Annotated in this window: 25 protein-coding genes and 1 pseudogene; 10 read left to right on the forward strand and 16 right to left on the reverse strand. The window is 72.9% G+C overall.

The features are described from left to right. Nucleotides 1–43: 43 nt before the first annotated feature. Both NEH16_RS10080 and NEH16_RS10085 read right to left on the reverse strand, forming a co-directional pair. Nucleotides 44–817, reverse strand: a complete 774-nt coding sequence (locus NEH16_RS10080; RefSeq protein ID WP_265541243.1) for a hypothetical protein — start codon at nucleotides 815–817, stop codon at nucleotides 44–46. Beyond that, entirely contained in the window at nucleotides 814–1,302 is a 489-nt protein-coding gene (locus tag NEH16_RS10085; protein ID WP_073963995.1) for a SigE family RNA polymerase sigma factor, read from the reverse strand. The genes NEH16_RS10080 and NEH16_RS10085 overlap by 4 nt, the downstream gene beginning before the upstream one ends. A 210-nt stretch (nucleotides 1,303–1,512) precedes the next feature. Between NEH16_RS10085 and NEH16_RS10090 the strand changes: the two genes are divergently transcribed. Beyond that, nucleotides 1,513–2,142: a CGNR zinc finger domain-containing protein gene (locus NEH16_RS10090; RefSeq protein WP_073963996.1), complete on the forward strand. Its 630-nt coding sequence runs from the start codon at nucleotides 1,513–1,515 to the stop codon at nucleotides 2,140–2,142. Here the strand turns inward: NEH16_RS10090 and sodX are convergent. Beyond that, the gene (gene sodX, locus NEH16_RS10095; protein ID WP_265541246.1) at nucleotides 2,046–2,507 is read right to left on the reverse strand and encodes a nickel-type superoxide dismutase maturation protease; all 462 of its coding nucleotides are present in this window, start codon (nucleotides 2,505–2,507) and stop codon (nucleotides 2,046–2,048) included. The two genes, NEH16_RS10090 and sodX, sit on opposite strands and share 97 nt — an antisense overlap. A 150-nt stretch (nucleotides 2,508–2,657) precedes the next feature. Between sodX and sodN the strand changes: the two genes are divergently transcribed. Together sodN and NEH16_RS10105 are read left to right on the forward strand one after the other, a co-directional pair. Continuing rightward, complete coding sequence (sodN, locus tag NEH16_RS10100) at nucleotides 2,658–3,053, forward strand: superoxide dismutase, Ni (protein WP_073963998.1); 396 nt, start codon at nucleotides 2,658–2,660, stop codon at nucleotides 3,051–3,053. A gap of 96 nt (nucleotides 3,054–3,149) precedes the next feature. Beyond that, nucleotides 3,150–4,196, forward strand: coding sequence for a hypothetical protein (locus NEH16_RS10105; protein WP_430523747.1), 1,047 nt, complete (start codon nucleotides 3,150–3,152; stop codon nucleotides 4,194–4,196). Between the two features lie 171 nt (nucleotides 4,197–4,367). Here NEH16_RS10105 and NEH16_RS10110 read toward each other — a convergent pair whose 3' ends face one another. Next, on the reverse strand, nucleotides 4,368–7,226 hold the full coding sequence (locus NEH16_RS10110; protein ID WP_265541248.1) for a M4 family metallopeptidase: 2,859 nt from the start codon (nucleotides 7,224–7,226) through the stop codon (nucleotides 4,368–4,370). A 148-nt stretch (nucleotides 7,227–7,374) separates the two neighbouring features. Here NEH16_RS10110 and NEH16_RS10115 point away from each other — a divergent pair, with 148 nt between their 5' ends. Next, nucleotides 7,375–8,385 carry a helix-turn-helix transcriptional regulator gene (locus NEH16_RS10115; protein WP_265541251.1) on the forward strand — a complete coding sequence of 337 codons (1,011 nt, stop codon included), beginning with the start codon at nucleotides 7,375–7,377 and terminating at the stop codon, nucleotides 8,383–8,385. 8 nt (nucleotides 8,386–8,393) lie between these two features. On the opposite strand, the gene NEH16_RS10120 is transcribed toward NEH16_RS10115, so the two are convergent. Beyond that, the gene (locus NEH16_RS10120; RefSeq protein WP_073964012.1) at nucleotides 8,394–9,845 is read right to left on the reverse strand and encodes an MFS transporter; all 1,452 of its coding nucleotides are present in this window, start codon (nucleotides 9,843–9,845) and stop codon (nucleotides 8,394–8,396) included. A gap of 128 nt (nucleotides 9,846–9,973) precedes the next feature. Here NEH16_RS10120 and NEH16_RS10125 point away from each other — a divergent pair, with 128 nt between their 5' ends. Further along, nucleotides 9,974–10,585: a TetR/AcrR family transcriptional regulator gene (locus NEH16_RS10125; RefSeq protein ID WP_073964013.1), complete on the forward strand. Its 612-nt coding sequence runs from the start codon at nucleotides 9,974–9,976 to the stop codon at nucleotides 10,583–10,585. Between the two features lie 33 nt (nucleotides 10,586–10,618). Here the strand turns inward: NEH16_RS10125 and NEH16_RS10130 are convergent, their stop codons facing one another. The 5 genes from NEH16_RS10130 to NEH16_RS10150 all read right to left on the reverse strand — a co-directional run bounded on the left by NEH16_RS10130 (nucleotide 10,619) and on the right by NEH16_RS10150 (nucleotide 14,645). Next, nucleotides 10,619–11,242, reverse strand: coding sequence for a nucleotidyltransferase domain-containing protein (locus NEH16_RS10130; protein ID WP_265541256.1), 624 nt, complete (start codon nucleotides 11,240–11,242; stop codon nucleotides 10,619–10,621). Between the two features lie 5 nt (nucleotides 11,243–11,247). Further along, a complete protein-coding gene (locus NEH16_RS10135; RefSeq protein WP_265541258.1) occupies nucleotides 11,248–12,171 on the reverse strand; it encodes an SDR family oxidoreductase in 924 nt (307 codons plus the stop codon). Further along, nucleotides 12,168–12,524 carry a DUF952 domain-containing protein gene (locus tag NEH16_RS10140; RefSeq protein WP_265541260.1) on the reverse strand — a complete coding sequence of 119 codons (357 nt, stop codon included), beginning with the start codon at nucleotides 12,522–12,524 and terminating at the stop codon, nucleotides 12,168–12,170. Before NEH16_RS10140 ends, NEH16_RS10135 begins: the two co-directional genes overlap by 4 nt. A gap of 81 nt (nucleotides 12,525–12,605) precedes the next feature. Beyond that, nucleotides 12,606–13,592, reverse strand: coding sequence for an NAD-dependent epimerase/dehydratase family protein (locus tag NEH16_RS10145; RefSeq protein WP_265547127.1), 987 nt, complete (start codon nucleotides 13,590–13,592; stop codon nucleotides 12,606–12,608). Between the two features lie 108 nt (nucleotides 13,593–13,700). After that, nucleotides 13,701–14,645, reverse strand: a complete 945-nt coding sequence (locus NEH16_RS10150; RefSeq protein WP_265541261.1) for a LysR family transcriptional regulator — start codon at nucleotides 14,643–14,645, stop codon at nucleotides 13,701–13,703. A gap of 257 nt (nucleotides 14,646–14,902) precedes the next feature. On the opposite strand from NEH16_RS10150, the gene snpA reads away from it, so the two are divergent. Beyond that, nucleotides 14,903–15,562 carry a snapalysin gene (snpA, locus tag NEH16_RS10155; RefSeq protein ID WP_265541262.1) on the forward strand — a complete coding sequence of 220 codons (660 nt, stop codon included), beginning with the start codon at nucleotides 14,903–14,905 and terminating at the stop codon, nucleotides 15,560–15,562. 65 nt (nucleotides 15,563–15,627) lie between these two features. Here the strand turns inward: snpA and NEH16_RS10160 are convergent, their stop codons facing one another. From NEH16_RS10160 to NEH16_RS10180, 5 genes are all read right to left on the reverse strand, one after another. After that, complete coding sequence (locus tag NEH16_RS10160; protein WP_265541263.1) at nucleotides 15,628–15,987, reverse strand: GntR family transcriptional regulator; 360 nt, start codon at nucleotides 15,985–15,987, stop codon at nucleotides 15,628–15,630. A 2-nt stretch (nucleotides 15,988–15,989) separates the two neighbouring features. After that, a complete protein-coding gene (locus tag NEH16_RS10165; protein WP_265541265.1) occupies nucleotides 15,990–16,973 on the reverse strand; it encodes a DUF1648 domain-containing protein in 984 nt (327 codons plus the stop codon). A 101-nt stretch (nucleotides 16,974–17,074) separates the two neighbouring features. Beyond that, nucleotides 17,075–17,755: a DUF6304 family protein gene (locus tag NEH16_RS10170; protein ID WP_265541267.1), complete on the reverse strand. Its 681-nt coding sequence runs from the start codon at nucleotides 17,753–17,755 to the stop codon at nucleotides 17,075–17,077. 95 nt (nucleotides 17,756–17,850) lie between these two features. Continuing rightward, nucleotides 17,851–18,894, reverse strand: a complete 1,044-nt coding sequence (locus tag NEH16_RS10175) for a family 2 encapsulin nanocompartment cargo protein polyprenyl transferase (protein WP_265541269.1) — start codon at nucleotides 18,892–18,894, stop codon at nucleotides 17,851–17,853. A gap of 131 nt (nucleotides 18,895–19,025) precedes the next feature. Then, nucleotides 19,026–20,432 (reverse strand): family 2B encapsulin nanocompartment shell protein, encoded by a 1,407-nt coding sequence (locus tag NEH16_RS10180; protein ID WP_073964024.1) that lies wholly within the window; start codon nucleotides 20,430–20,432, stop codon nucleotides 19,026–19,028. 201 nt (nucleotides 20,433–20,633) lie between these two features. Between NEH16_RS10180 and NEH16_RS10185 the strand changes: the two genes are divergently transcribed. The 4 genes and pseudogenes from NEH16_RS10185 to NEH16_RS10200 all read left to right on the forward strand — a co-directional run bounded on the left by NEH16_RS10185 (nucleotide 20,634) and on the right by NEH16_RS10200 (nucleotide 24,031). Continuing rightward, nucleotides 20,634–21,083, forward strand: a complete 450-nt coding sequence (locus NEH16_RS10185) for an RrF2 family transcriptional regulator (RefSeq protein ID WP_265541272.1) — start codon at nucleotides 20,634–20,636, stop codon at nucleotides 21,081–21,083. A gap of 88 nt (nucleotides 21,084–21,171) precedes the next feature. Next, on the forward strand, nucleotides 21,172–22,365 hold the full coding sequence (locus NEH16_RS10190) for a globin domain-containing protein (RefSeq protein WP_265547128.1): 1,194 nt from the start codon (nucleotides 21,172–21,174) through the stop codon (nucleotides 22,363–22,365). Nucleotides 22,366–22,486: 121 nt separating this feature from the next. Next, a pseudogene (locus NEH16_RS10195) lies at nucleotides 22,487–23,079 on the forward strand (N-acetylmuramoyl-L-alanine amidase). Between the two features lie 34 nt (nucleotides 23,080–23,113). After that, nucleotides 23,114–24,031: a 1-aminocyclopropane-1-carboxylate deaminase/D-cysteine desulfhydrase gene (locus tag NEH16_RS10200; protein ID WP_265541274.1), complete on the forward strand. Its 918-nt coding sequence runs from the start codon at nucleotides 23,114–23,116 to the stop codon at nucleotides 24,029–24,031. Here NEH16_RS10200 and NEH16_RS10205 read toward each other — a convergent pair. Continuing rightward, nucleotides 24,013–25,608 (reverse strand): Na+/H+ antiporter, encoded by a 1,596-nt coding sequence (locus NEH16_RS10205; protein WP_265541276.1) that lies wholly within the window; start codon nucleotides 25,606–25,608, stop codon nucleotides 24,013–24,015. The two genes, NEH16_RS10200 and NEH16_RS10205, sit on opposite strands and share 19 nt — an antisense overlap. Between the last annotated feature and the right edge of the window lie 28 nt (nucleotides 25,609–25,636).

Consider the following 25,636-nt stretch of genomic DNA (forward strand, 5'->3'; position numbering starts at 1 on the left):
CGGACCCCGTGGTCCGTACCGCCCTTCTTCCGTGCGGGCGGCGTCACCGCTTCGGCAGCAGCTCCGGACGCAGCATCAGCTCGCGCAGCTGGGCGCGGGTGAGCGGCGGGGTCTTGAGCAGCGGCCCCCGGACGATGTCGGCCTCGAAGCCGGTGCTGTCGCGTACGCCGAGCTGCGAGCCGTCCGCCAGGGTGAGCCGGGCGGCCAGCTCCGGCCCCCACTGCGGGGTGCCGTCGCCGTAGTCCATGTCGTCGCTCCAGATGGTGAGCACCCGGCCACCGGACAGCTCCTCGCGGACGCAGTTGTCGCGGGCCGGCTCGCCGTTCGTAGGCTTGCACAGGTTCGCGACCGGCGCCCCGCCGCCGAGCTTCTTCCGCACGGCCTTCGCGTCCATGACGTCGATGGTCAGATACCCGACGCCGCCGTCCTGGCGGATCTCGTACTGCCCGTCGAGCGGCCCGGTCCTGGCGGGCTCGGGCGGCGGCGGCGAGACATGCTTGATGATGTCCGCGAACGACACCTCTTCGACGGTGCCGGTCAGATGCGGCAACAGCTTGAGCAGCCGCACGTCCCGCGGCGACTCACCGGACTCCTGTGCCAGGGACCCCACGGACGAGGTCCGCGGGGAGGCCGGTCCCGAGGTGAGCTGGGGCACGACGAACGCCCCGGCCGCCACCGCGCACACCGCCGTCGCCGTCACAGCGGCGCGGCGCCGCCACCGCACCCGGGCCGCCTTGGCGAACACCGCTTCCGTGCTGATGACGGGCCGTCCGGCCTCGTCGGCGGCCTTCCCCAGCAGCTCACGCACGTCACTCATACCGATACCTCCGCCATCTCGGCGCGCAGCGCCGCCAACCCCCGAGCCGTGTGGCTCTTGACCGTGTTCTCCCGCATCCCGAGCGTCGCGGCCGTGGCCTCGACGCTCAGGTCCTCCCAGTAGCGCAGCACCAGGACCGCCCGCTGCCTGGGCGTGAGCCGGGCGAGCGCCGCCCGTACCGCCAGGCCGGTGTCGGTGTCGGGTGCCTCGACGGCCCGCTCGGGCAGCTCCCCGTACGCCTGCTCGCGGCGCCAGAACCGGCGGCGGCCCGCGATGAAGGTGTTGACCAGGGTCTTGCGCGCGTACGCCTCGATGTTGTCGAGCCGCCCGTGCCGCCGCCCGCCCAGCACCACCTTGACCAGGGTCGTCTGGACCAGGTCCTCGGCCTCGTGGCGGTCGCCGCAGAGCAGGAACGCGCTGCGGAACAGGGCGGTGCGCCTGCCCTCCACGAAGGCGTGCAGCGCGGCGTGGTCATCGCTCCGCATCCGGTTGTCCTTCCCCCGGCCCGCGGGCGCGGACCGTCTCACCCTTCCAGTGCGGTGGCCGGCACGGCGGGTTGCACGCGTACGGGGATATTTTCGGGCGGCACCGCGGCCTCCCGGACGCCCCGCCCCTCCCCCGTAATACCCTGTACGCTGAGCGACCCATTACGCCCGCTTCGCACCACCGCTGGACCGACGCCGTAAGGACACCTCGTGGAACTGGCCTATTACGCGGACTACGCCGTGCGCCTGGTCAACACCGAGCAGCCGGCCCGGAACACGGACGCCCTCACCTCGGTCGACGCGGTCCGGGAGCTGTTCGGCCCGAGCGGCCAGGCGGCCCGGCGGGCGACCGACGCGGACGTGACCCGGTTCCGTTCCGTACGGGCCAGGCTGCGCGCGGTGTTCGAGGCGGCCGACACCGGGGACGAGCGGCTGGCGGTGGACCGGCTGAACTCGCTGCTGATGGAGTTCCCGGTCAGCCCGCAGATCTCCGGGCACGAGGAACGGGACGCGGACGGCAGGCCGGACTGGCACATGCATCTGGCGGACCACCCGTCCAACGCGACCGCCGGGTACGCCGCGATCGCCTCCATGGGCCTGGCCTTCCACCTCACCTCGTACGGCGTGGACCGGCTCGGACTGTGCGAGGCCGCGCCGTGCCGCAACGCCTACCTCGACACCTCGACCAACCGTTCCCGCCGCTACTGCTCGGACCGCTGCGCGACCCGGGCGAACGTGGCGGCCTACCGGGCCCGCAAGCGCCTGGAGACCGAGCGCGCCGCCGACACCGGGCGCAGCGCGGAGACCGCCCAGGTCACCACCCCGCGCACCGAGCGCTGATCCTTCGTCAGCGGCCGGTACCGCGCGCGGACCCGGGCCAGCACCAGCTCCTCGGGCACGGTCCCGTAGTCCGTGCTGTCCCCGCCCGCGTAACTGTTGTCCCCCAGCACCCACCAGCCCCCGGTCCGCCGCTCCACGGCCCGCTTCACCACCAGCAGGTCCTGCTGGAACGGATGGCGCAGAATCACCACGTCACCGGGGCGCACCGGCGCCCCGTACTGCACGAGCAGCCAGTCCCCGTGGTAGAGCGTGGGCACCATCGAGGGCCCCGTCACCTCCACCACCTGGAACGGCACCCGCCCCGCCAGCCCGCGCGCGGGCTGCTGCTCTTCGGCCGGTTCCGGCACGTCCGGCACCTCCCTCATCTCCGTTCCTCACAGGGTTTCGTACATTCGGCCACGGGACCCACACTCATCCCGGACTTTTGGCCTAAGCCCCTGGGGGCACTCGCGAAAACAGGCTTCTCACGGAGTAATGTCCCACCTGAGAAGACGATCACGAGGAAGGACAGCTCAATGCTTTCCCGCCTGTTTGCCCCCAAGGTGAAGGTCAGCGCCCACTGCGACCTGCCCTGCGGCGTGTACGACCCGGCCCAGGCCCGCATCGAGGCGGAGTCCGTCAAGGCCGTCCAGGAGAAGTACCAGGCCAACGAGGACGCGGACTTCCGCACGCGCGCGGTCCTGATCAAGGAGCAGCGCGCCGAGCTGGCGAAGCACCACGTCTCGGTCCTGTGGAGCGACTACTTCAAGCCCCCGCACTTCGAGAAGTACCCGGAGCTGCACCAGCTGGTCAACGACACCCTGAAGGCCCTCTCGGCCGCCAAGGGCTCGAACGACCCGGCCACGGGCCAGAAGGCGCTCGACCTGATCGCGGAGATCGACAAGATCTTCTGGGAGACCAAGAAGGCCTGATCTCCCGGCCCTGTTCCGGAGGGGTACGACCGCTCGGCGGTCGTACCCCTCCGGGCGTTCGGGGGGCGACCGGGAGCTGTGGCGGAGGGGAACCGCTTGGATGTGTTCGTGTGTGTCGCGTGCGGTACGGAGCTGACGGCGCCGGTGTCCCGGGTCGCCCTCCCCGTCCATGCGCACTACGGAGCCTGGGAGGAACTCCATCCGCCGCTGATGGAGGCTGCCACGTACGCCGTGGACCCCCGGCCCACCGGACCGCCCTGGAAGTTGTGGGCGGAGGTCGGAGAGGACAAGGCGGCGCAGCAGGGTGTTTACGCCCCTGTCTACTCGGTCTCCTTCGGCGCGCGGGACCGGATCGTCATCGCGCCCGGTGACTCCCGGTCCATGGCCCTGATCCCCGAGAGGTGTGAGGGCTACTGCCGGGGCCTGGACGGGCGGGGCGGTCCCAATCTGGCATGCGAGGGGTGCGGGCGGGCCGTGGCCACCCGCATGGACGACTGCGGATTGTGGCAGGCGGTGTGGCTGGAGCCCGACGCGGTCACCCGACGCGCCTCGGGGCGGCCGGCCGGTCCAGCTCCCGGCTGGGCCGATCTGGAGCGTGCCGAGCACCGCGTCCCGCCCGTCGAGCCCGACGGGTCGTGGAGTCGCCGCTGGGAGGCGGCGGTCGGGGTGGCGCTGGCCCACCTCGTGGCGGCCACCGAGGGGCGGCCGGTGGCCCTTCCTCCCGGCCCCGTCGCCGACCTGCTGGGCCATGCCGTCGACCACTACCTCCCCGCCGGGCCCGGAGCCCGGTCCGTGGGGCTGGCCGGTCCCGGGGTCCGCACACCCCGGCCCCGCCCCGACGTCCTCCTCGTCCCCCGCCATCCCCTTACGGGCGCGCCGTGGCGCCCACGCGGCGACGAGGACTCGGTGGTCCCGCTGGACAGCGGGGTCTGGGCCTACCTCGCCCACCCGGGCGAGACCTCGCCGATGCCCGCGACCGGGGTGCTCCCGGAAGGCGTGCTGCGCGACGACTACCCCCTGCCACCGCGCCCTTGGCGCCCGCTGACGCCCCACCGCTGCGCCTTCGCGGACACCCTGGCCGGGCTACCCGCCGCACGCGGCCTGCGGCTGCGCGGGTATCGCGACGCGTCCCGCCGGTCCTGAACTCGGCCCGGATCGAAGCCTCGTTGGTCGCGGACGGCCATGGCCGTACAGAGGGCGACGGCATCACCACCTGGATCCCGGCGCCAGGCTCGCGCGGCATCTGGCGTGAACGCACGAGCGGCCGGGCCCCCGCCGACAGGGGTCCGGCCGCTCAGGTATTACTGGGTCAGGTCAGCACTTGCCCGCCGGGCGGTCGCGCTTGACCAGGTTGGTGAAGCCGGTCGTGCCGTCCAGCCACAGGACTCGGTCGCCCTCGTCGGCCGCGCCGAAGACCTGGTCGCCGCGGTTGCAGGAGACGCGCTGCGGCGCGGTCCTGCCGTCGGGGTCGACCTGGTAGAGCTTCGGCAGGGTCGCGTTGTCGTACGAGGTGGCCGGCGGCAGCGAGGTGATGGAGACCGCGTCGTCCGAGGCGGTCAGCGAGTAGGCGGGGAGGGCGCCGGGGCCGGACTCGGGGGTCACGGTGACCGGGTTCGTACCGTCGAAGTCCGCGCGGCGCACCGCGGCCTCGCCGGCGTCGGTCACGTCGTTGTCCTCGATCCAGAAGACGCCGTCGTCGGTGACGGCGGTCTGGCCGACGCCGTACACCTTGGCCTTGTCGATCGGCATCAGCGTGGTCTTGCCGGTGGCGGTGTCCAGCACCTCGATGCCGAGCTTGTAGCCGTCGGGCTCGGGGTACAGCTTGGCGTAGGCGATCTTGCCGTCGTGGACGGAGGGGAGAGCCGTGGAGCCGACCGGGTTGGTGTAGAGCTCCTTGGTCTGCGAGGTGCGGATGTCGATGTAGCGGCCCTGCGTCATCCCGGTGCTCGGATTGACGTAGGTGTAGACGAGGTAGTTCCCGTCGATGGCCACCGCGTTGACGTTGGCGCCGACGCCGCCGACGACCTTGTCCACGCCGCCCTTGACCGGGCGGACGTGCAGGCTGACGGACGTCGGGCCGAACTCCGCCCATGCGACGTTCTTGCCGTCGGTGTCGGCGTACACGTTGTAGTTGCCGTTGTTCGGGCTGACCAGCTGCGGCTTGCCCTTGCCGTCGGTGTTGCCGACCCACACCGAATAGGGCTCGCTGCCCTCCTCGTTGGAGCGCGAGATGGCGTACTTGCCGGCGGCCGCGCCGAGGCCGGTGCCCGCGATGTTGACCTTGGAGAGGATGGTGTCGGTGTCGACGCCGAGCGCCTTCTCCCAGCCGGGCACGATGCCGTGGGCGTCGAAGGACCGCTTCACGATCTTGAGCTGCGCCTTGGTGGCGCCGAGTTCCTGCGCGGCGGCGATGACCGCGGCGCGGCCCTCGGTGAAGCCGTCGAGGGGGGTCATGTACGCGGTGAGGGCACGGTAGACGATCTGGTCGGCGAGGTCGGCGCCGAGGTCCTGGCGCATGTCCCACAGGGCGCCGGAGAAGATCGTGGAGTTGAGGTGCACGCCGCCGTTGTCACCGCGGTAGCTGACGCCGAGGAAGTCCTTCGACGTGGTGGCGCCGTCGTTGAGGTCGCGCAGGGCGCACTCGCGCGGGCCGGCCGTGGTGCACAGGTCCTCGCCGAGCAGGCCCGAGTCCGGGTCGTCCATCGACTGGCCGTTGGCCTCCAGGTCGATGGCGTTGCCGAAGTAGTCCGAGATGGCCTCGTTCATCGCGCCGGACTGGCCCGCGTAGACGAGGTTCGCGGAGTGCTGGGTGACGGCGTGCGTCATCTCGTGGCCGACGACGTCGGTGTCCGCGGAGAAGGTGCGGTAGTCGCCGCCGCCCTTGCCGTACACCATCTTGGTGCCGTCCCAGAAGGCGTTGTCGTACGACTTGCCGTTGGCGGTGACGCCGACGATCGAGTACATGTACCCGTCGTTGTCGTCCAAGCCCTTACGGCCGAAGTGGTCCTTGTAGTACCCGTAGACCTTGTTCGCGGCCCAGTGGGCGTCCACCACACCGGAGTTGGTGTACTCGGCCCCGAGGTCGGGGGTGGCCGACTTGACGATCTTGGCCGCGGCCGGCCAGACGCCGGAGGCGCTGGAGACGTCGGCGCCGTTCGCGTCCCAGGTCTGGAGCAGCGGGCCCTCGTACGGGTTGTCGGCGTCCCGGAACCCGTAGTCGTAGGTCTGGTACGTGCCGTCGGCACCCTTGTACAGGTTGAGGTCGACCTTCTGGCCGTTGTACCGGACTCCGGAGCCCTTGACGACGAACGACGGGGCGGCCATCGGAGCGGCGGCGTCCGGGACCGAACCGGTCCTGCCCGCTCCGCCGGCGGCGCCACCGGTCGCGCCGAAGGACTGGATGCCGCTGTACTGCATGACCGGGAAGCCGGAGTGCGCGTCGATGTACACCTCCTGCTTGACGGCCGTGCCGTCCGCGGGGTTGGTGCCCGTGACCGTGATGTGGCGGGTCAGCACGCCCGTGCCCTGCGGCAGGATCGTGAGGTCGCCGGCCTGGCCGGCAAGGGCGGCCGCCTTCCCGTCCTTGCCGGGGGCGTGCAGCAGGCCGCCGCCGAGCTGCGAGGAGACCGCGCCGACCGCGCGCTCGATCGCGGTCTTCTCGGAGACCTTCGGGGTGACCGTGCCCAGCCTCAGCTTGGTGAAGTAGTTGCCGGAGGTGCCGGTGACGGCGCGCTTGCCGTCCTTCTTGGTCATCCGGACGACGTACTGGCCGCCGAGGACCTCGACGCCCTTGTACTTCTGCTGGAGGCGGACCGTCTCCTTGCCGCCCTTCCCGGTGGTGGTCCCGACGGAGGTCAGGTCCTTCGCCGAGGTGTCCGCGATGTGGTAGCGGCCCTTCTTGGCCTTGAGGTGGCCCCGGGCGGCGTCGGCCGCGCTGCCGGTGGCGGCGACCTCCTCGTGCAGACCGGTGACGAGCGAGGGGGTGTCGGTCTCGCTGCCCGGCGTGGTGTCGGACGCGGCGGGGGCGGCCGACGCGGAGTCCGCGTGCGCTGCCGGCACGGCGGTGGCCATCAGGCCCGCCGTGGCCAGCAGCGCGGCTATGCCCTGTCCGACGACGACGCCGGTACGGCGCCCCTGTGATCCAACTGCTCGTCTGCGTGCTGAAGTCCGCACGGTGCTCCTCCGGTTGCCACGAATGCGTGAACGGTTATCGGATGCCGACATGGAAGACCCGGAGCGGGATGTGAACAATGCGTTCCACCTGCAGACTTCTGTACGTGCACACTTGTGTGGCCTGCGCGCAGCGACGAAGATCGGGCAGGTGAAATGGGCTGACCTGGACGAACAGTGGCAGGCCCTCGGGCTCGGTGCGGACGAACTCCGGGTGTACGAGGCGCTGCTGAACAGCCCCGGCGACCGCACCCGGACGGCCCTCGCCCAGAGCGTCGGCCTCTCGCCCCGGCAGCTCCGCAACGCCCTCGACCGCCTCGACGAACGCGGCTTCACCCGCCCCGCCCGCGGCTCCGGGCTACCGGTCCCGGACGCCCCGGCCACCGCGCTGCGCAACCTCATCCATCTGCACCAGGCGGAACTGCTGCGGCGCGAGGCGGAGTTGGAGGAGCTGACCGGCTCGGTGGACCGGATCGCGGCGCAGCTCATGTCCGCCACGCACACCCCGCGCGCCCTCGGGATCGAGACGCTGCGGGGGCGGAGGGCGATCGCCGAGCGGGTCACCTCGCTGGTGGTGTCCGCGACCGAGGAGGTGGCCCTCCTGGACCGCCCCCCGTACGCCGCGAGCGAGCCGAACGGCATGCCCGAGCCGATCAACATGGCCGAGCCGGTCCGGCGCGGGGTGCGGGTGCGGGCCGTGGTGGACCGCGAGGGGCTGAGCTTCCAGGGGCGGGCGCGCGGGCTGAACGAGCTGGCCGCGCAGGGGGTGCAGATCCGGCTCGGCATGGACCTGCCGACGAAGCTGATCACCGTCGACCGCCGGATGACGCTGCTGCCGCCGACCGACGCGGCCGACCCGACCGCCACCGCCCTGGTGGTCAGCGACGCCCTGCTGAGCAACGCGCTGGTGCCGCTGTTCGAGGCGGTGTGGGAGCGGGCGGTCCCGATCGGCTCGGTCGACAACGGCCAGGTCACGGACGAGGACCGGGAGCTGCTGACGATGCTCTCCTCCGGCCTGAAGGACGAGGCGATAGCCCGCCGCCTGGAGGTGCACGTCCACACGGTCCGCCGACGCATCAGCCGCCTGATGCAGGAGCTGAAGGCGGAGACCCGCTTCCAGGCCGGCGTACAGGCGGCTGTGCGTGGCTGGCTGACGCTCTAGCCGTACGCTCAACTCTCGCGGCGCGTCCGCAGGAACGTACCGGCGAGCAGCGCTCCGGCCAGGACCAGCGCCGAGTTGACCAGGACGGCGACCGAGACCCCGGACAGGACGCCGGACGGGCCGGTGTCGCCGAGCGCGGTCATCCGGGCGGTCGCGATGGCGCTCATGACCGGGATGCCGAGGGTGATGCCGACCTGCTGGGTCATCGTGGCGAGGCCGGTCGCGAGGCCCTGTTCCTCGTCAGGGAGGCCCGAGGTCGCCGTGACCATGAAGCCGACGATCATCAGCATGTTGCCGACGCCCCCGACGAAGGTGGCGGCCAGCAGCAGCCAGATCCAGGCGCCCGAGGTCCCGAGCGCGACCAGCGAGAGCGTGGCGAGCGCCTGGACGACTCCCCCGGCGACGATGGTCCTGCGGTTGCCGAAGCGGCCCACGGCCCGGCCGCCGAGGGTGCCGCCGATCACGGTGCCGATGCCCAGGACGCCGAAGGCGAGACCGGTCGCGAGCGGGGTGTAGCCCAGGACCTCCTGGAGGTAGAGCGTCAGCAGGAAGACCAGGGACGTCTCGGTGACGAAGGCGACGAGCCCGGTGGCGTTGCCCCAGATGACGCTGCGGCGCTTGAGGATGCGTACGGGGACGAGCGGCGCCTTCGCCCGCTTCTCCACGAACCAGAAGGCGACGAGCAGGGCGAGCCCGGCGAGGAGCGCTACGAGGGTGGCGGGGGTGGTCCAGCCGGTCGCGCCGGCCTGGGTCAGCCCGTAGACGAGGAGCAGTAGTCCGCCGGTGACGGCGGCGGCGCCGGGGACGTCGAGGCGGGGGCGCTCGGCCGGGCGGGAGTCGGCGATGACGGCCGGGGCCAGGGCGACGACGAGTGCGGCGACCGGGACGTTGACCAGGAAGGCCCAGCGCCAGGAGAGCAGGTCGGTGAGGAGCCCGCCGAGGATCGCGCCGGCGGTGAACCCGGCGGACATGAGCGCTCCGTTGAGGCCGAGGGCGCGTTCGCGCAGCGGGCCCTCCTTGAACGCGGTGGTCAGCAGGGCGAGCCCGGCGGGCGTGACGGCGGCGGTGGCCAGGCCCTGGAGCACGCGGGCGGTGAGCAGGACCTCCGGCGAGGTGGCCAGGCCGCCCAGCAGCGAGGAGAGGCCCAGGACCGCCATGCCCGCGATGAACAGGCGCTTACGGCCGACGAGGTCGGCGACGCGCCCGAACAGCAGCGTGAAACCGGCGGCGGCGAGGGCGAACGCGGTGGCGATCCACTGGAGGTCCTGGAGTGCGAAGCCGAGTCCTTCCCCGACGACGGGCAGCGCGACGTTCAGGATCGAGAAGTCCACGGCGATCATGAACTGGGCGCCGAGGAGCAGCGCCAGGACGAGCTTCTGGCGCCCGGTCATTCGGGCGGTCGGCGGCGGTACGGAGGCGGTGGGTGCGGGGCGTGACGGGGTGCTGCTGGGCGCGGACATGGTCGTCCCTCCTCGGACGGAAGCTGAACGGCGGAAGCTGAACAGCGGAAGCTAAACGGTTCCGTGGTTCCGTTAAGATGGAGTGACCGTAGCAGAGGAATGCTCGTTAATGGAACTGGAGACCCGTTATGGCATCCGAGAGCGTGGAACCGGGCACCGTCCGGCCCGGCGGACGGACCGCCCGGGTGCGGGAGGCCGTCCTGCGCGCGGCGGGCGACGCGCTGGCCGAGCACGGCTTCGACCGCCTCGACCTCGCCGATGTGGCGCGCCGCGCGGAGGTGGGCAAGACGACCGTCTACCGGCGCTGGTCCTCGCCCACCGGTCTGATCGCGGACCTGCTGGACGACATGGCCGAGCAGTCGTCGCCGCGCGCGCGGACCGGCTCGCTGGAGGGCGACCTCAGGGCGAACGCGCGGCTGGTGCTGAAGACGCTCACCGATGAGCGCCAGGGCGCACTGTTCCGCTCGGTCATCGCGGCGGCGACCTGCGATCCGCGTACGGCCCAGGCGCTGCACCGCTTCTACGCGATCCGGGTCGAGGAGTGGGCCGGCTGTGTCACCGAGGCCGTCGAGCGGGGCGAACTGCCGTCCGGCACGGACCCGGACGAGGTCGTACGCGCGGTCTCCGCGCCGCTCTACTACCGCCTGCTGGCCAGCGGCGACCCGCTGGACGAGGCCGCCGCCGACCGCGCCGCCGACGCGGCGGTCCTGGCGGCGAAGGCGGGGGCGTACATGAGGTGAGGGCGGGGTGCGTTACGGAGGGGGTGGCGGCCCTCACTCCGCGAGGGCCGCCCGCAGCCGGACCGCCCACGGGTGGTCCGGGCCCTCCGCCAGCGCGATCGTCTCGGCCAGCCAGGCGCGTGCGTGGTCGTCCAGGACCGGCAGCGCCGCCTCGAAGTCCCGCTCGTCCTTGGGCCTGCGGGACTTGGACTTGTAGAGGAGCTGGATCTCGGGCGCGAGGTACGGAACGCCGTCCGGGGAGACCCGGCCCAGCCGCTCCAGCGGCAGGCGGACCCGGGGGTCGCGGCGGAACACCCAGTCCCCGCCCTCCGTGCCGTCCAGCATGAACTGCAACCGCCACGGCTCGTCCGGCCCCGGCCGGCACCAGATGTCGTGGACACCGGCGGGCAGGATCTCGCCGGGCCGCCAGGGCCGCAGCGTGCCGGGCGGATCGGCGGCCCACCACTCCCAGCCGGACAGCACCCGCTGCGCCTCCGACTGGTCGCGGCGCAACAGGAGCACGTCGATGTCCCCGTGCTCCCGGTAGGCGCGGCCCACCGCCAGCTCGACCGCGTAACCACCGGCGATCCACCACGGGGCGCGCAGCGGGGCGAGGAGGCGGACGGCCTCGGCGAGCGGCGGCGGGTCCCAGACGCCCCACGGGGTCTCGGTGCGCATGCCGGTCAGCCCTGTCGCAGGAGGTGGCGGTAGCTGTCGGGGTGTGCGCGCAGATAGCCGGCCAGGTCCATGGCGGGGCGGCCGGTCAGGGTCGGGACGGCGTCCGAGACGGTGGCCATCTCCCCGGCCGCGATGGCCTCGTACGAGGTGACCCAGCCGGCCACCTCCCATCCCTGGGCCCCGTATCCCGCCCGTGAGGCGTACGCCTCCTCGCGGGTCTCCGGCACATAGGTGACGGTGCGTCCGGTGACCCGGCTCAGCTCCTCCGCCGCCTCGGCGAGCGTGAACGCCACGGGCCCGGTCAGGTCGTAGGTGCGGCCGTCGTGCGAGGGGCCGGTCGTGTCGGTGTCCGCGAGGAGCACGGCGGTCGCGGCGTCGGCGATGTCCTCGTGGGCGACGGCGGCGACCCGGCCGTCCCCGGCGGGGCCGTGCAGCACGCCGTCGGCGCCGGTCATGGCGGGGAGCCCGGCGAGATACCAGCTGTCGCGCAGGAAGGTGTACCGGACGTCGGCGGTCCGGATGTGCGCCTCGGTGTGCCAGTGGTCCCGGGCGAAGGTGAAGGTGGCGTCGGGAGCGGCGCCCAGGAAGGAGACATACACGATGCGTTCGACGCCGGCCGCGACCGCGGCGTCCACCGCCGTCGTGTGCTCCCGGACCCGGTCGGGGCTCTCGTGCGCCGAGACGAGGAACAGGGTGTGCGCCCCGGCCAGGGCGCGCCGCATGGCCTCGCCGTCGCCGTAGGGGGCGGGGGGCGCGAGGTCGGCGCCGGGGAGGGCGGGCAGCCGGGACGGGTCGCGGCCGAGCAGCCGGACGGGGACACCGGCCCGGGCCAGCCGGGCGGCGACGCGGCCGCCGAGCGCGCCGCTCGCCCCGGTGACGGCGGTGGGCGGGCCGCTGGTGACGGTCCCGGGGGCGGGGTCGGGGCTCATGCGGGGGTGTCCTCCTCGGACGGCCAGGGGCGCACCTCGACGACCGCGTCGACGGGAAGCGGCCCGTAGATGTGCGGGAACTCCTCGCCGCCGGGCGCCGCCGCCTCGTACCGCAGGGGCGCGGTGAGCCGTGCGGGGTCGATGACGAGGACCACCAGCTCCTGGTCGGCGGCTCCGGCCCGGCTCTCCGCGCCGTACAGCAACTCGGCCACACCGGGGAGCTGGTGGGGCAGCGAGCAGTGGATGAAGCCCTCTTCGTGCAGGGTGCGACCGCGGGTGGACATCTCGTACGTCCCGATCCCGCGCGCCGCCTCCCAGAGCGGTCCTTCGGTGAGGTGCAGCAGTTCGGCCATGGCCCGAGGCTAACTCCGCGACGGACCCTGAGGCGGAGCCTGTGGATAACCCCTTGCCGCGTCGGCGCGGCGGCCCGCCCCTCAGCCCGCCAGCAGCTTCGCCTCCGTCTCCGGGGCGAGGCCCACGGTGGGGCGGTCGGGGCGCTGGGGAGCCATACCGCCGATCTCGCGGAGCCAGGTCCAGGTGTCCGCGACGGTCTCCTCGACCGGGCGGCAGCGCAGACCCGCCGCGTGGGCGAGGCCGACATCGCCCTGGTGGAGGGTGTCGTACAGCTCCCCCGGCGCCAGCCACACCGGCAGGTCGGTCCAGGGCTCGACGCCTGCCGCGAGGATCTTCTCCGCCGGGGTCCAGCGGAGTTCGGCGTCCGAGCCGGTGGCGCGCACACAGGCGTCGAGCAGTCCGCCCATGGTGGTGTGGCCCGGCCTGCTGACCAGGTTGTACGGGCCGTGCAGCCCGCGCTCCGCCGCGTCGAGCACCCACTCCGCGAGGTCGCGGACGTCGATGTACTGGATGTCCGTGTCCGGGGTGCCGGGGGCCAGGACCGGGCCGCCGCGGGCGATCCGGTTCAGCCACCAGGGCAGCCGGCCGATGTTCTCCCAGGGGCCGAGGATCAGGCCCGCCCGGGCGAGGAGGGAGCGGTCTCCGAAGGCGTCCTGGGCGGCCAGTTCGCCGCCGCGCTTGGCCAGGGCGTACGCCTGGTCGTCATCGGCGTCCGGCGAGGCGCCCGCCACCACGGGGCCGTCCTCGGTGAGGCCCGCCGGGGCCGGGTAGTCGTAGACGGAACGGCTGGATACGTACGTGTAGCGGGCGGCCCGGGTGGAGAGCAGGCGGGCCGCGTCGCGCACGGCTGAGGGCGCGCCGCTCCAGGTGTCCACCACCAGGTCCCAGTCGGGGCCGTCGGCGGCGGCGAGCGCGGCCAGGCCGTTGTCGGCGGTGCGGTCACCGATGATCTCGGCGGTACCGGGCGGGGGCGCGTGGTGGCCCCGGTGGAAGACCGTGACCTCGCACCCGCGCGCGAGGGCGGACTCGGTCACGGCCCGGCCGACGAACTGCGTACCGCCCAGCATCAGAAGCCTCATGCACCCGACTCTGCCCTGTCGCGGTCCGGTCCGGAACGGCCCACGCTCTCGGCTGAATCGCCCGGAATCGGGAACTCCCGGGTCGGGCCTCCGGCCTCAGGAGTGGGCCAGCGGGCTGCGGTGGCGCAGCAGCCACTGGTGGTATCCGGCCACCCGTCGCGCCGCGTCCCGGTAGGCGGCCTCCAGTTCCGCGTAGACCTCGGTCGTGTCCGCGCCGGGCCGGGAGACCAGGAGCAGCCGGACCGCGAGCGGGTCGTCGCGCAGCGGGCGGATCGCCATGTCGTCGCGGGGGCCCGAGGTCGGCTGGCAGGGGGCGACCGCCTCGCCGAGGACGACGAGGGAGGCGGCGGTGAGGTAGTCGCCGTGCAGCACGACGGGGGCCAGCCCCGCTTCGCTGAACATCCGGCGCAGCCCGTCCCATTCGCCGTCCACCGTGGGGTCGACCATCCACCGGTCGGCGGCCAGGTCCGCCAGGTCGACCACGGGCAGCGCGGCGGCCGGGTGGTCGCGGGCCATGGAGACGAACTGCGGTTCGCGGTCCACCAGGACCCGCTGCTCCAGCCCGTCCGGGACGGCGAGCGGGCAGCCCTCCACCTCGTGCACGAAGGCGACGTCGAGCCGGCCGGCCTCGACCGCGCGGAGCAGGGCGCGCGCGGAGACGTCGACCCGGAGCGAGATGTCGGTCCCGGGCAGCCTCAGCCGCAGGCGGCGCAGCCAGCCGCCGATGACCCGGCTGGCGGTGCAGCCGATGCGCAGTCGGGGCCCATCGGTGCTCGCGGCCTCCGCCTTCGCGTCGCTGACCAGGGCGCTCATGCCGTCGACGAGGGGGCGGGCGCGGCTGAGGACGGCGCGGCCGAGGAGGGTGGGACGGCAGCCGGTGCGTTCGCGGCTGAAGAGTTCGGCGCCGAGCGCGTTCTCGATCCGGCGCAGCTGGGTGGTGAGCGCGGGCTGGCTCACGCCCAGGGTGCGGGCCGCCCGGTGCAGGCTGCCGCTGTCGGCGATGGCGCAGAGCGCCCTGAGGTGTCTCACCTCAAGCTCCATGGGGCCGAGATTAGGGCGGGCCGTCCGGGCGCACCATGGGCCGTAACCCTGTCAAAAGCGAGCAATTCAGCGGGGGTTGGGCATGTGGTCCGCAGACGTGCACGAGATGTGCACACAAGGGCGATAGGGCGGCGTTATCACCGGCTGACATCATCCGCGCGGGCTCCGCTTCCCCGACACTCTCTCCGTACCGCCCCCGTCCGAGTCCGATCATCGGACGGGTTCCTCTGACAGGTAACTGGTAGGAGACCCCCCACATGAGACACCCCAGGACCGTCATGTCGGCCGTGCTCGGACTCGGCCTCTCGCTCGCCGCCGCGTTCGGCACCGCCCCCGCCGTCGCCGCTCCGGACGCCTCCGCCTCGGCCCCCCACGTCGCGTTCACCGGCCCCTCCGACTCGCACGAGAGCGCCGCCGCCAACAAGGCGTTCTTCGAGGCGGTCGCGAAGTCGGTGGCCGAGAAGCGGGCCGCCAACCCGGGCGTCCAGTCCGTCACCATCGTCTACAGCACCGCGAACGCCCCGAGCTTCCGCACCCAGATAGCCAACAGCGCGTCGATCTGGAACAGCTCGGTCTCCAACGTCCGGCTCCAGGAGGGCTCGAACGCCGACTTCTCGTACTACGAGGGCAACGACCCCAGCGGCTCGTACGCCAGCACCGACGGGCACGGCAACGGCTACATCTTCCTGGACTACGCCCAGAACCAGCAGTACGACTCGACCCGGGTCACCACCCACGAGACCGGGCACGTACTCGGCCTGCCGGACCACTACTCGGGCCCGTGCAGCGAGCTGATGTCCGGCGGCGGTCCCGGCCCGTCCTGCACCAACCCGTATCCGGACGCCAATGAGCGCAACCAGGTGAACTACCTCTGGCAGAACGGCTTCGCGGCCGCTCTGGCCAACGCCGGTTCCTGACCGGTCCCGCGCGCCCTCGCGCCGATGGGCCGCCCCGCAGGACGGGGCGGCCTGTCGCCGTGCGTTCAGCCGGTGCCGTATTCGGTACGGACCAGGGTCAGCAGTTCGTCCACGGTGAGGCCCAGGCCCCTGGCCTCGCCGACGGTCTCGCGGACCCGTTCGAGGAGCCGGGCGCGGTGCGGGGAGGCGCCGTCCGCGATGGCCGCGCCCCGGCCCCGGCGCAGCTCGATCAGGCCCTCCTCGCGCAGCCGCTGGTAGCCCCGCAGCACCGTGTGCACGTTGACGCCGAGCGATTCGGCCAGGACGCGGGCGGCGGGCAGCCGTTCGCCGGGGGCTGCCGCGCCGTCCGCCACGGCGCGCCGCACACAGGCGGCGATCTGGTCGCCGAGTGGCACGGTGGAGGTGGGGTCGACCCGGAAGAGCATGGTCAGTGGTCCGTTCGGCGCTGGTCGATGAGGGTGTTGAGGAGCGCGGCGCCGGTCGCCGAATCGTCCACGGTCACCGCGAAGTCGCGGCCGTTCGACAGCCGGGCCACGATGCCCTCCCCCGACCGGATCATGACACCGCTGCGCCCGGGCCGGATGCGGTACCCCCAGCCGCCGTACTCGGTGAACGGGCTGATGTCGCGGCTGGCCGCGGCCTCTATCCGGTCCAGCGGGACCCGGATGCGCGGCCAGGGCAGCAGCCCGGAGACGGTGAGGCCGCGCCGGTCCACGGTGACGTACGGGCGGGCGAAGGTCGTCAGCAGCACGCCGATGACGAGGGCCGGCAGGGCCAGGGGCCAGCCGGCGGTGAACAGCATGGTGACGCCGGTGCCGAGGACCAGCAGCGCGGTGAGCGGCAGCCACCAGGACCCGGCGCCGCGGGCCCACCCGGCGACCTCCCCGGCGCCCAGCGCGATGCGCGCGCCGTCTTCCTCGGGCCGGTCGCCCGCGGCCGGTTCGGGGACCGGCGTCAGCAGCGCCGCGAGGTACCCGATCCCGAAGGCGACGACGCCCGCCCCGAGGGCCGCGGCGATGTGCCACATGGGGAAGTGGACGTCCTGCCCCCGGCCCTGCGCGTCCTCGACCGCGTCCACGTTGATGAGGAGGACCGCCCCCATCAGGTAGCCGAGGAAGGCGGCGAAGGCGTACCCGAAGCCGACCAGCATGCGGTGCGCCCTGCCGGCGAACTTCCCGAACCCCGCCATCAGCGCCCACAGGAGGCCGACCCCGAGCAGGACGAGTGTGGTGGCGACCAGGTACGAGGTCCGGCCGGCGTAGTCGTCCACCCGGCCGTTGCCCACGAAGTGGCTGGCCAGCTGGGCGGGCAGCCGGTCGCGGCGGGTGGCGTAGAGCAGCAGGTCGACGGCGAGCGCGAGCAGGAACGGCAGGGCGGTGAGCACCACGCGGCCGACGGATTTCAGGTTCATCAAAACCTCCCTTGTTCGCATGCTAGTAGAACAATGAAGGTGGCCGCAATGACGGGTCGGCGATGACCGAGGGGTACGCGGGCGGCGCGGCGCCCGGACGGTCAGGCCGTTTCGAGCGGGAACGCTCCCCGGTGGCCCGTGCCGGCGCCCTCCGTCGGCCGGGGCTCGAACTCCCGGCAGCTCCAGACCTCCTGGACGAAGCCGGTCCGCCGCTCCCACAGCCCGAGCACGTCCTGCTCGCCGGCCGTGCCCCGGTACGCCTCCTTGGCACCCCGGAAGCAGGCGAGCCCGCCGGAGAGACCGGGGCCGGGCGCCGGGTCCGGGGCCGGGTAGTAGTCGGAGAACGCGCAGGCTATGCAGGTCCGCAGGCGGACCCCGGGCGGCAGCTCCCGCTGGATCGTCGCCAGCGCGGACCCGAAGTCGCTCTCGGCCCGCTGCGAGCCGAAGGCCGCCCCGCCGAACCGGAGTTCCAGATACAGATAGGGGTCGGGCCTGCGCAGCGAGAGCAGGCAGCTCAGGGTCGCCTGCCGTTCCACCCCCTCGGCCACGACGGGGAACGGCAGGTCCCACTCCAGGACGCAGTCGCCCAGCACGCCGTCCGTCAGCGCGAACAGCCCCTGCTCCGCCGGTCCGGCCGCCACCGGGCGCAGGCCGTCGAAGCTGCCGCCCTCGAAGTCCACGCCCCGTACGCGGAGGCGGAGTTGCTGCCCGTCGGTGGTGAGGATGACGGCGTCCGATCCCTGCCGGTCCCGGTACCACCCTGCCCACGACTCATCTGTCATGAGCAGGGACTGTAGCCCCTGCCTCCGACACCGCCCCTGCCGCCCTCCGCTTGGCCGGCGCCGCCCTTCCACACCTCCTTCCGGGCGTCGGTCCGTCAGTGCTTCCGGCGGGTGACGAACTCGGCCAGGGCCAGCAGATCGCCCGCCGCCGAGAGGTCCGGGACCGCCCTGGACAGGTGGTGCACGGCCCGCGCCATGCGGTCCGCGGCGCAGCTCTGGGCCCAGTCCCGGCCGCCCGCCCGGTCCACCGCCTCCGCCGCCCGGCCCACCTCGGCGCGGGTGTTCATCGCGCCCCGGTACAGCTCGGCCAGCTCCGCCGCCGCCGGGCCGCCCGCGGTGAGCGCGGCCACCACGGGCAGGGACTTCTTGTGGGCGCTGAGATCCGCGCCCACCGGCTTCCCGGTCTGGGCCGGGTCGCCCCAGATGCCGATCAGGTCGTCGATCAGCTGGAAGGCGAGCCCCGCCTCCCGGCCGAAGCCGTCCATGGCCCGGACGGCCCGGTCGTCGGCGCCCGCGTAGAGCGCGCCCAGGGCGCAGGCGCAGCCGAGCAGCGCGCCGGTCTTCGCCGTCGCCATGGTCAGGCACTCGTCCAGCGACACCTGGTCCGGGTCGCGGTCCTCGAAGGCGCAGTCGGCCTGCTGGCCCGCGCACAGCTCGATCACGCAGGTGGAGAGCCGGGCCGAAGCGCCGGGCGACATCGCTCTGCCGTCCTCGGCGAGCAGCCGCTGGGCGAGGGCCAGCATCGCGTCGCCGGCGATGACGGCGTCCGGGACGCCGAACACCGTCCAGGCGGTGGCCCGGTGGCGGCGGGTGTGGTCCTCGTCGATGACGTCGTCGTGGAGCAGGGTGAAGTTGTGGACGAGTTCGACGGCGACGGCGGCCCGGACGGCCTGTTCGGGGTCGCCGCCCAGGGCGCGGGTGGCCGCCAGGACGAGCGCCGGTCTGATCGCCTTGCCCGCGCCGCCCGCCGCCGGGCTGCCGTCGGCGTTCTGCCAGCCGAAGTGGTACATCGCGACCCGCCGGATCGAGCCGGGCAGGGAGGCGACCGCCGCCCGCAGGTGCGGGTCCACGAGGGCCCGGGTGTACTCAAGGAGCGCCGCGGCCTCGTTGCCCTCGGTCGCGGCGTCTGTTCGGGTCATGGTCAATCGGTCACCCCTGTCGTTGCCGCCCCGCCCCGGCCGCTGGCGCGGCGGGGCCGGGGACGTGGGTGGTTGCTGGGTGCGCGGGCGGCCGGGGGGCCCGGACCGCGAAAGGGTCCGGGCCCGGTGGCTCACCGCCAGCGGCTGACCTCGACGTTCTCCAGGACACCGAGGGCGTCCGGGACGAGGACCGCCGCGGAGTAGTAGGCGGTCACGAGGTAGGAGATGATCGCCTGCTCGTCGATGCCCATGAAGCGGACCGAGAGGCTGGGCTCGATCTCGTCCGGGATGCCCGTCTGCTGGAGGCCGATGACGCCCTGCTCGGCCTCGCCGGTCCTCATGCAGATGATCGACGTGGTGCGGGCGTCGCTGACCGGGATCTTGTTGCAGGGGAAGATCGGGACGCCGCGCCAGGCCGGTACGTGGTGCCCGCCGATGTCCACGCTCTCCGGGACGAGACCGCGCTTGTTGCACTCGCGGCCGAAGGCGGCGATGGCGCGCGGGTGGGCGAGGAAGAGCTTTGATCCGCGTCGGCGCGAGAGCAGTTCGTCCATGTCGTCGGGGCTCGGCACCCCGTCGTGCGGCTGGAGCCGCTGGCCGTAGTCGCAGTTGTTGAGGAGGCCGAACTCGCGGTTGTTGATGAGCTCGTGCTCCTGGCGCTCGCGCAGCGCCTCGACCGTGAGCCGCAACTGCTGCTCGGTCTGGTTCATCGGCTGGTTGTAGAGGTCCGCGACGCGGCTGTGGACCTTCAGGACGGTCTGGGCGACGCTCAGTTCGTACTCGCGGGGCGCGGCGTCGTAGTCCACGTAGGTGTGCGGGACGACGGCCTCGCCGACGTGGCCCGCGGAGAGGTCGATCTCCGCCTCGCCGTACTTGTTGGTGCGCTGCTGCGGGACGGAGAGCAGACCGGCGAGATGGCTGCGCAGCGAATCCGAGCGTTCGGCGAGGTTCAGCACGTCCGCCCGCCGGAGCGTGAGCACCGTGCACGCGGTGACGGCGCGGGCCGTGTACTCCCAGACGGCGTCGCCCTCGATGAGGGAGTGGTCCCCGAAATAGGCCCCGTCCGCATGGACCCCGAGCACCGTCTCGTCCCCGTACGGGCCGGTGCCGACCTTCTCGACCTTGCCGTGCGCCAGCAGGTACACCCGGTCCGCCGCCTCGCCCGCCGTGGCCAGGAGCTGCCCGGCGGGGATCTCGCGCTGCTCGCACCTCCGGGCCAGCTCGGCGAGCGCCTCCTCGTCCCCGAAGTCCCTCAGCGCCGGAAGCTCCCCCAGCTCGGCGGGGATGACCGTCACCCGGTCCCCGGTCTGCACGAACGTGACCCGGCCGTCCCCGACCGAGTAGCTCAGCCGGCGGTTCACCCGGTACGTGCCGCCCTGCACCTGGACCCACGGCAGCATCTTCAGCAGCCACCGGGAGGTGATCTCCTGCATCTGCGGAGCGGACTTGGTGGTCGTCGCGAGGTTCCGCGCGGCCGCCGTGCCGAGACTCTGCTGCGGCGGCACCTGCGCGTTCTGAACCTCTTCACCAACGGACATCTGTCGTCCTCTCGATCTATCGGCTGACCTGCGGGAAGAACACTTCCAGCACGAGGACGGGGCACGCCATTACACAAAAGAGTGTGACTAATCGGGCTTTGGGCGGGGCACAACGCTGCGCGATGCCCACGCGACCCCTCCGCCATGCCCACCACCGGCTTTAATTTGCATCCGGAATGCCACTTACCTAATCTGGCCGCCATGCGGCTGACCAAGTTCACCGACGTCGCGCTGCGCGTTCTCATGCGCCTCGCCGTCGTGAAGCACGAGGAGCCGCCGACCACCCGCGAGGTGGCGGCGGTCATGCAGGTGCCGTACTCGCACACCGCGAAGGTCGTGGCCCGTCTCCAGCACCTCGGCCTGGTCGAGGCGCGACGGGGCCGGGGCGGCGGGCTCGCCCTCACCGAGGCGGGCCGGAACGCTTCGGTCGGCGCCCTCGTCCGCGAGCTGGAGGAGCCCGGCGACGTGGTCGACTGCGAGGGCGCCACCCCGTGTCCGCTGCGCGCGGCCTGCCGACTGCGCGGCGCCCTGCGCGAGGCACAGGAAGCCTTCTACGCCGCCCTGGACCCGCTCACCGTCGCGGAGTTGACCGCCGCGCCCACCGGTCCCCTGCTGATCGGCCTCGGCGCCGGTCCACCGCCCCGGGACTGACCCCCGCCGCACCGGGCCCCCGGCCCGGTGCCTACACTGCCGTTAAATGCGCATCTCAGATGCCAATTCAATATCCGAGGAGTCACCGATGCTCTCCGAGTCGTCCACCGCCACCGTCCGCGCCACCCTGCCCGCCGTCGGCGCGGCCATCGGGGACATCACCGACCTCTTCTACCGCAAGCTGTTCGCCGCCCACCCGGAGCTCCTGCGCGACCTGTTCAACCGGGGCAACCAGGCGTCCGGCGCCCAGCGCCAGGCGCTCGCCGGCTCCATCGCCGCCTTCGCGACCCAGCTGGTCGAGCGGCCCGACACCCGCCCCGACGTGATGCTGAGCCGGATCGCGCACAAGCACGCCTCGCTGGGGGTCACCCCGGCCCAGTACGACGTCGTCCACACCCACCTCTTCGCCGCGATAGCCGAGGTCCTGGGCGACGCGGTCACCCCCGAGGTCGCCGCCGCCTGGGACGAGGTCTACTGGCTGATGGCCAACGCCCTGATCGCCATCGAGGAGCGGCTGTACGCGGAGCAGGGCGTCGTCGCCGGCGACGTCTGGCGCGCGTGGGAGGTCGTCTCGCGCACCGAGGAGACCGACGACGTCGCCCGGTTCCGCATCCGCCCCGCCGACGGCTCGCCGGCCCCCGCCTTCCGCCCCGGCCAGTACGTCTCCGTACAGGTCGAACTCCCGGACGGCGCCCGTCAGATCCGCCAGTACAGCCTCTCCGGCGGGCCCGGCTCGGCGCTCCGCTCCATCACGGTCAAGCGGGTGCACGGCAACGACGCCCCGGACGGCGAGGTCTCCCGCCACCTGCACGCCGAGGTGCGCGCCGGTGACCGGCTCCGGGTCTCGGCCCCGTACGGCGACCTCGTACTGAAGTCCGACGAGGCCCCGCTGCTGCTCGCGTCCGCGGGCATCGGCTGCACCCCGATCCTGTCGATGCTGGAGCACCTCGCGGAGTCGGAGCACCGCGCCCCGGTCACCGTCGTGCACGGCGACCGCTCCCCCGCCGACCACGCGCTGCGCACCGACCACACCGCGCTCACGGCCAAACTGCCCGGCGCCGCCGCCCACTTCTGGTACGAGAACCCGGCGGACGGCCACCCCGCCGACCGCACCGGGCTCGTGGACCTGAGCGGCCTCACCGTCCTCCCGGGCACGCACGCCTACCTCTGCGGCCCGCTGCCCTTCATGCGCGCGGTCCGCACCCAGCTGCTCGCCAAGGGCGTCCCGGCCTCCGACATCCACTACGAGGTGTTCGGCCCCGACCTGTGGCTCGCCTCCTGAGCCAGGTCATGGCCGGATCGGCTCGCACACGATCCGAACAGGGCCCCGCCGTCGTCCCGCGGCCGGTCGGGGCCCTTCCGGCCGGGTAGAACCGCTCCTATACGCACAAAAGGAGCCGGTCATGTCCTCACCCATGTCCGCGAGCGCTTTTCTCGCCGCCCTCAAGAAGGAAGGGCTCACCGTCGTCGAGGTCGGCGACTGGCGCAGCCGCAACCGCAACCACAAGGGCCCTGGGGCCCGGTCAACGGGGTGATGATCCACCACTCCGTCACCAAGGGGACCGACGCCACCGTGAAGATGTGCCGCGACGGCCACCCCGACCTGCCGGGCCCGCTGTGCCACGGCGTCATCGCCAAGGACGGCCGGGTCCATCTGGTCGGCTACGGCAGGACCAACCACGCGGGCATGGGCGACGACGACGTCCTGCGCGCGGTCGTCGCGGAGAAGAAGCGCCTTCCCCACGACAACGAGGCCAACACCGACGGAAACCGGCACTTCTACGGCTTCGAGTGCGAGAACCTCGGCGACGGCAAGGACCCCTGGCCCGACGCCCAGCTCGAAGCGATCGAGAAGGTCGCGGCGGCCATCTGCCGCCACCACGGCTGGACCGCCCGGTCGGTCATCGGCCACCGCGAGTGGCAGCCCGGCAAGGTGGACCCGAAGGGCTTCTCGATGGGCGACCTGCGCGAACGCGTCCACGACCGCCTCAAGTGACCGGCGGGCGGCGACCGCCGCCACAATGGAGCACATGTCCGCCCCGTCCCCCGAGTCCCGGCTGCGCCCGCTGCTGCCCTCGCCCGTGCAGCCGGCCGACGACGAGCGCTTCGCCCGGCACGGGGTGACGCTGCTCCTCAAGCGCGACGACCTGATCCACCCGGATCTGCCGGGCAACAAATGGCGGAAACTCGCGCCCAATCTGGCGGCCGCCGCCGGGCGCCCCGTGCTCACCTTCGGCGGCGCGTACTCCAACCATCTGCGGGCCACCGCCGCCGCCGGCCGCCTCCTCGGATTCCGCACCATCGGGGTCGTACGCGGTGACGAGCTGGCCGACCGCCCCCTCAACCCCTCGCTCGCCCGGTGCGCCGCCGACGGCATGCGGCTGCACTTCGTGGACCGGGCGACCTACCGCGCCAAGACCGACCCGGCGGTCCTGGCCGGGCTGCTGGAGCTGTACGGGGACTGCGAGGTCGTCCCGGAGGGCGGCAGCAACGCCCTCGCGGCCCGGGGCTGCGCCGGACTCGGGCGCGAACTGCGGGGCGTGGCCGACGTGGCGGCGGTGGCCTGCGGCACCGGCGGCACCCTGGCCGGGCTCGCCGCCGGACTCGCGCCGGGGCAGCGCGCACTCGGCGTCCCGGTCCTGCGCGGCGGCTTCCTGGGCGAGGCGGTGCGGGGACTCCAGCGCCGGGCGTTCGGCGGTCCGGCGGGCGACTGGTGGCTGGACGAGCGGTTCCACTTCGGCGGCTACGCCCGTACGACACTTGAGCTGCACGCGTTCGCAAAGGATTTCGAGGACCGGCACGGGCTGCCCGTGGAGCGACTGTATGTGGCCAAAATGCTGTACGCGCTCACCGCGCTGGCCGAGGAGGGCGCCTTCCCCGCCGGGACCACCGTCGCTGCGGTGATCACCGGCCGACCGGACGAGGAGGCTCAGTCCTCCTCCCGGTAGGCCGCCGCCTCCTCCAGGTCCAGGCGGCGCAGCAGGGTCCGCATCATCTCGTCGTCGATCCTGCGCTCGTCCCGCAGCCGGACGAAGACCTCCCGCTCGGTCTCGATCATCTCGCCGGCCAGCCGCCGGTAGGTCTCGTCCGCCGACTCGCCGGTGACCGGGTTGGCCGCGCCAAGGCGTTCCCACACGGCGTTGCGGCGGCGCTCCAGAACGGTCCGGAGGCGGTCCGCCAGGGGCTCGGGCAGCCGGTTGCGCTCGTCGGTCAGCAGCTCGTCCAGGCGGGCCTCGGCGGCCGTGGACGCCTCGTTCTGGGCCTGCGCCTCGGCCAGGGTGTCGGCCTGCCGGTCCCGGCCCGGGAGCTTCAGTACGCGCACCAGGAGCGGCAGGGTGAGCCCCTGCACCACCAGCGTGCCGATGACGGTGGTGAACGTCAGGAACAGCACCAGGTTGCGGGCCGGGAAGGCCGCGCCGTCGGCGGTGACGAGCGGGACGGAGAAGGCGATGGCGAGCGAGACGACCCCGCGCATCCCGGCCCAGCCGACGATGAGCGGCGAGGTCCAGTCGGTGCCGGGCTCCCGCTCCCTGATCCGCCGCGACAGCCACCGGGGCAGATAGGTAGCCGGGTAGACCCAGACGAAGCGGACCACCACCACGGCCAGGAAGACCAGCACCGCGTATCCGAAGGCGTCCGCCACGGAGTACGTGCCGAGCCCCTTGAGGACGAACGGCAGCTGGAGGCCGATCAGCGCGAACACGGCCGACTCCAGGACGAAGGCGACCATCTTCCAGACGGCGGCCTCCTGGAGCCGGGTGGCGAAGTCGACCTGCCAGGACCGGTGGCCCAGGTACAGCGCGACGACGACCACGGCCAGCACCCCCGAGGCGTGCACGCGCTCGGCCGCCGCGTACGCCACGAACGGGATGAGGAGCGACAGGGTGTTCTGGAGCAGCGGCTCCCTGAGGTGGGTGCGCAGCCAGTGCAGCGGGACCATGAGCAGCAGGCCGACCCCGACACCCCCGACCGAGGCCAGCAGGAATTCCCGCGCCCCGCCGCCCCAGCTGATGCCCTCCCCGACGGCGGCGGCCAGCGCCACCTTGTACGCGGTGATCGCGGTGGCGTCGTTCACCAGGGACTCGCCCTGGAGGATCGTCGTGACACGCGCGGGCAGCCCCACCCGGCGGGCGATGGCGGCGGCGGTGACCGCGTCCGGCGGGGCGATCACGGCGCCGAGCACCAGCGCGGCGGTCAGCGGCAGATCGGGCACCAGCAGATAGGCCAGCCACCCCACCGCGACCGTCGCGAACAGCACGTAGCCCACCGAGAGCAGCGCCACGGGCCGCAGATTGGCCCGCAGGTCCAGGTAGGAGCTGTCCACGGCGGCCGTGTACAGCAGGGGCGGCAGCAGCAGGGGGAGCACGATGTGCGCGTCCAGGGTGTACGACGGCACCCCCGGCACGTACGAGGCGATCAGGCCGACGGCGACCAGGAGAAGCGGGGCCGGCACCGGGGTGCGGCGTGCGAGGCCCGCCGTCGCGGCGCTGCCCGCGACCAGCGCCACCAGGGGCAATGCGTCCATCTCATGATCCTCGCATCCGTCGTAACCT

This window comes from Streptomyces drozdowiczii (genome assembly GCF_026167665.1).
Classification (GTDB): domain Bacteria; phylum Actinomycetota; class Actinomycetes; order Streptomycetales; family Streptomycetaceae; genus Streptomyces; species Streptomyces drozdowiczii_A.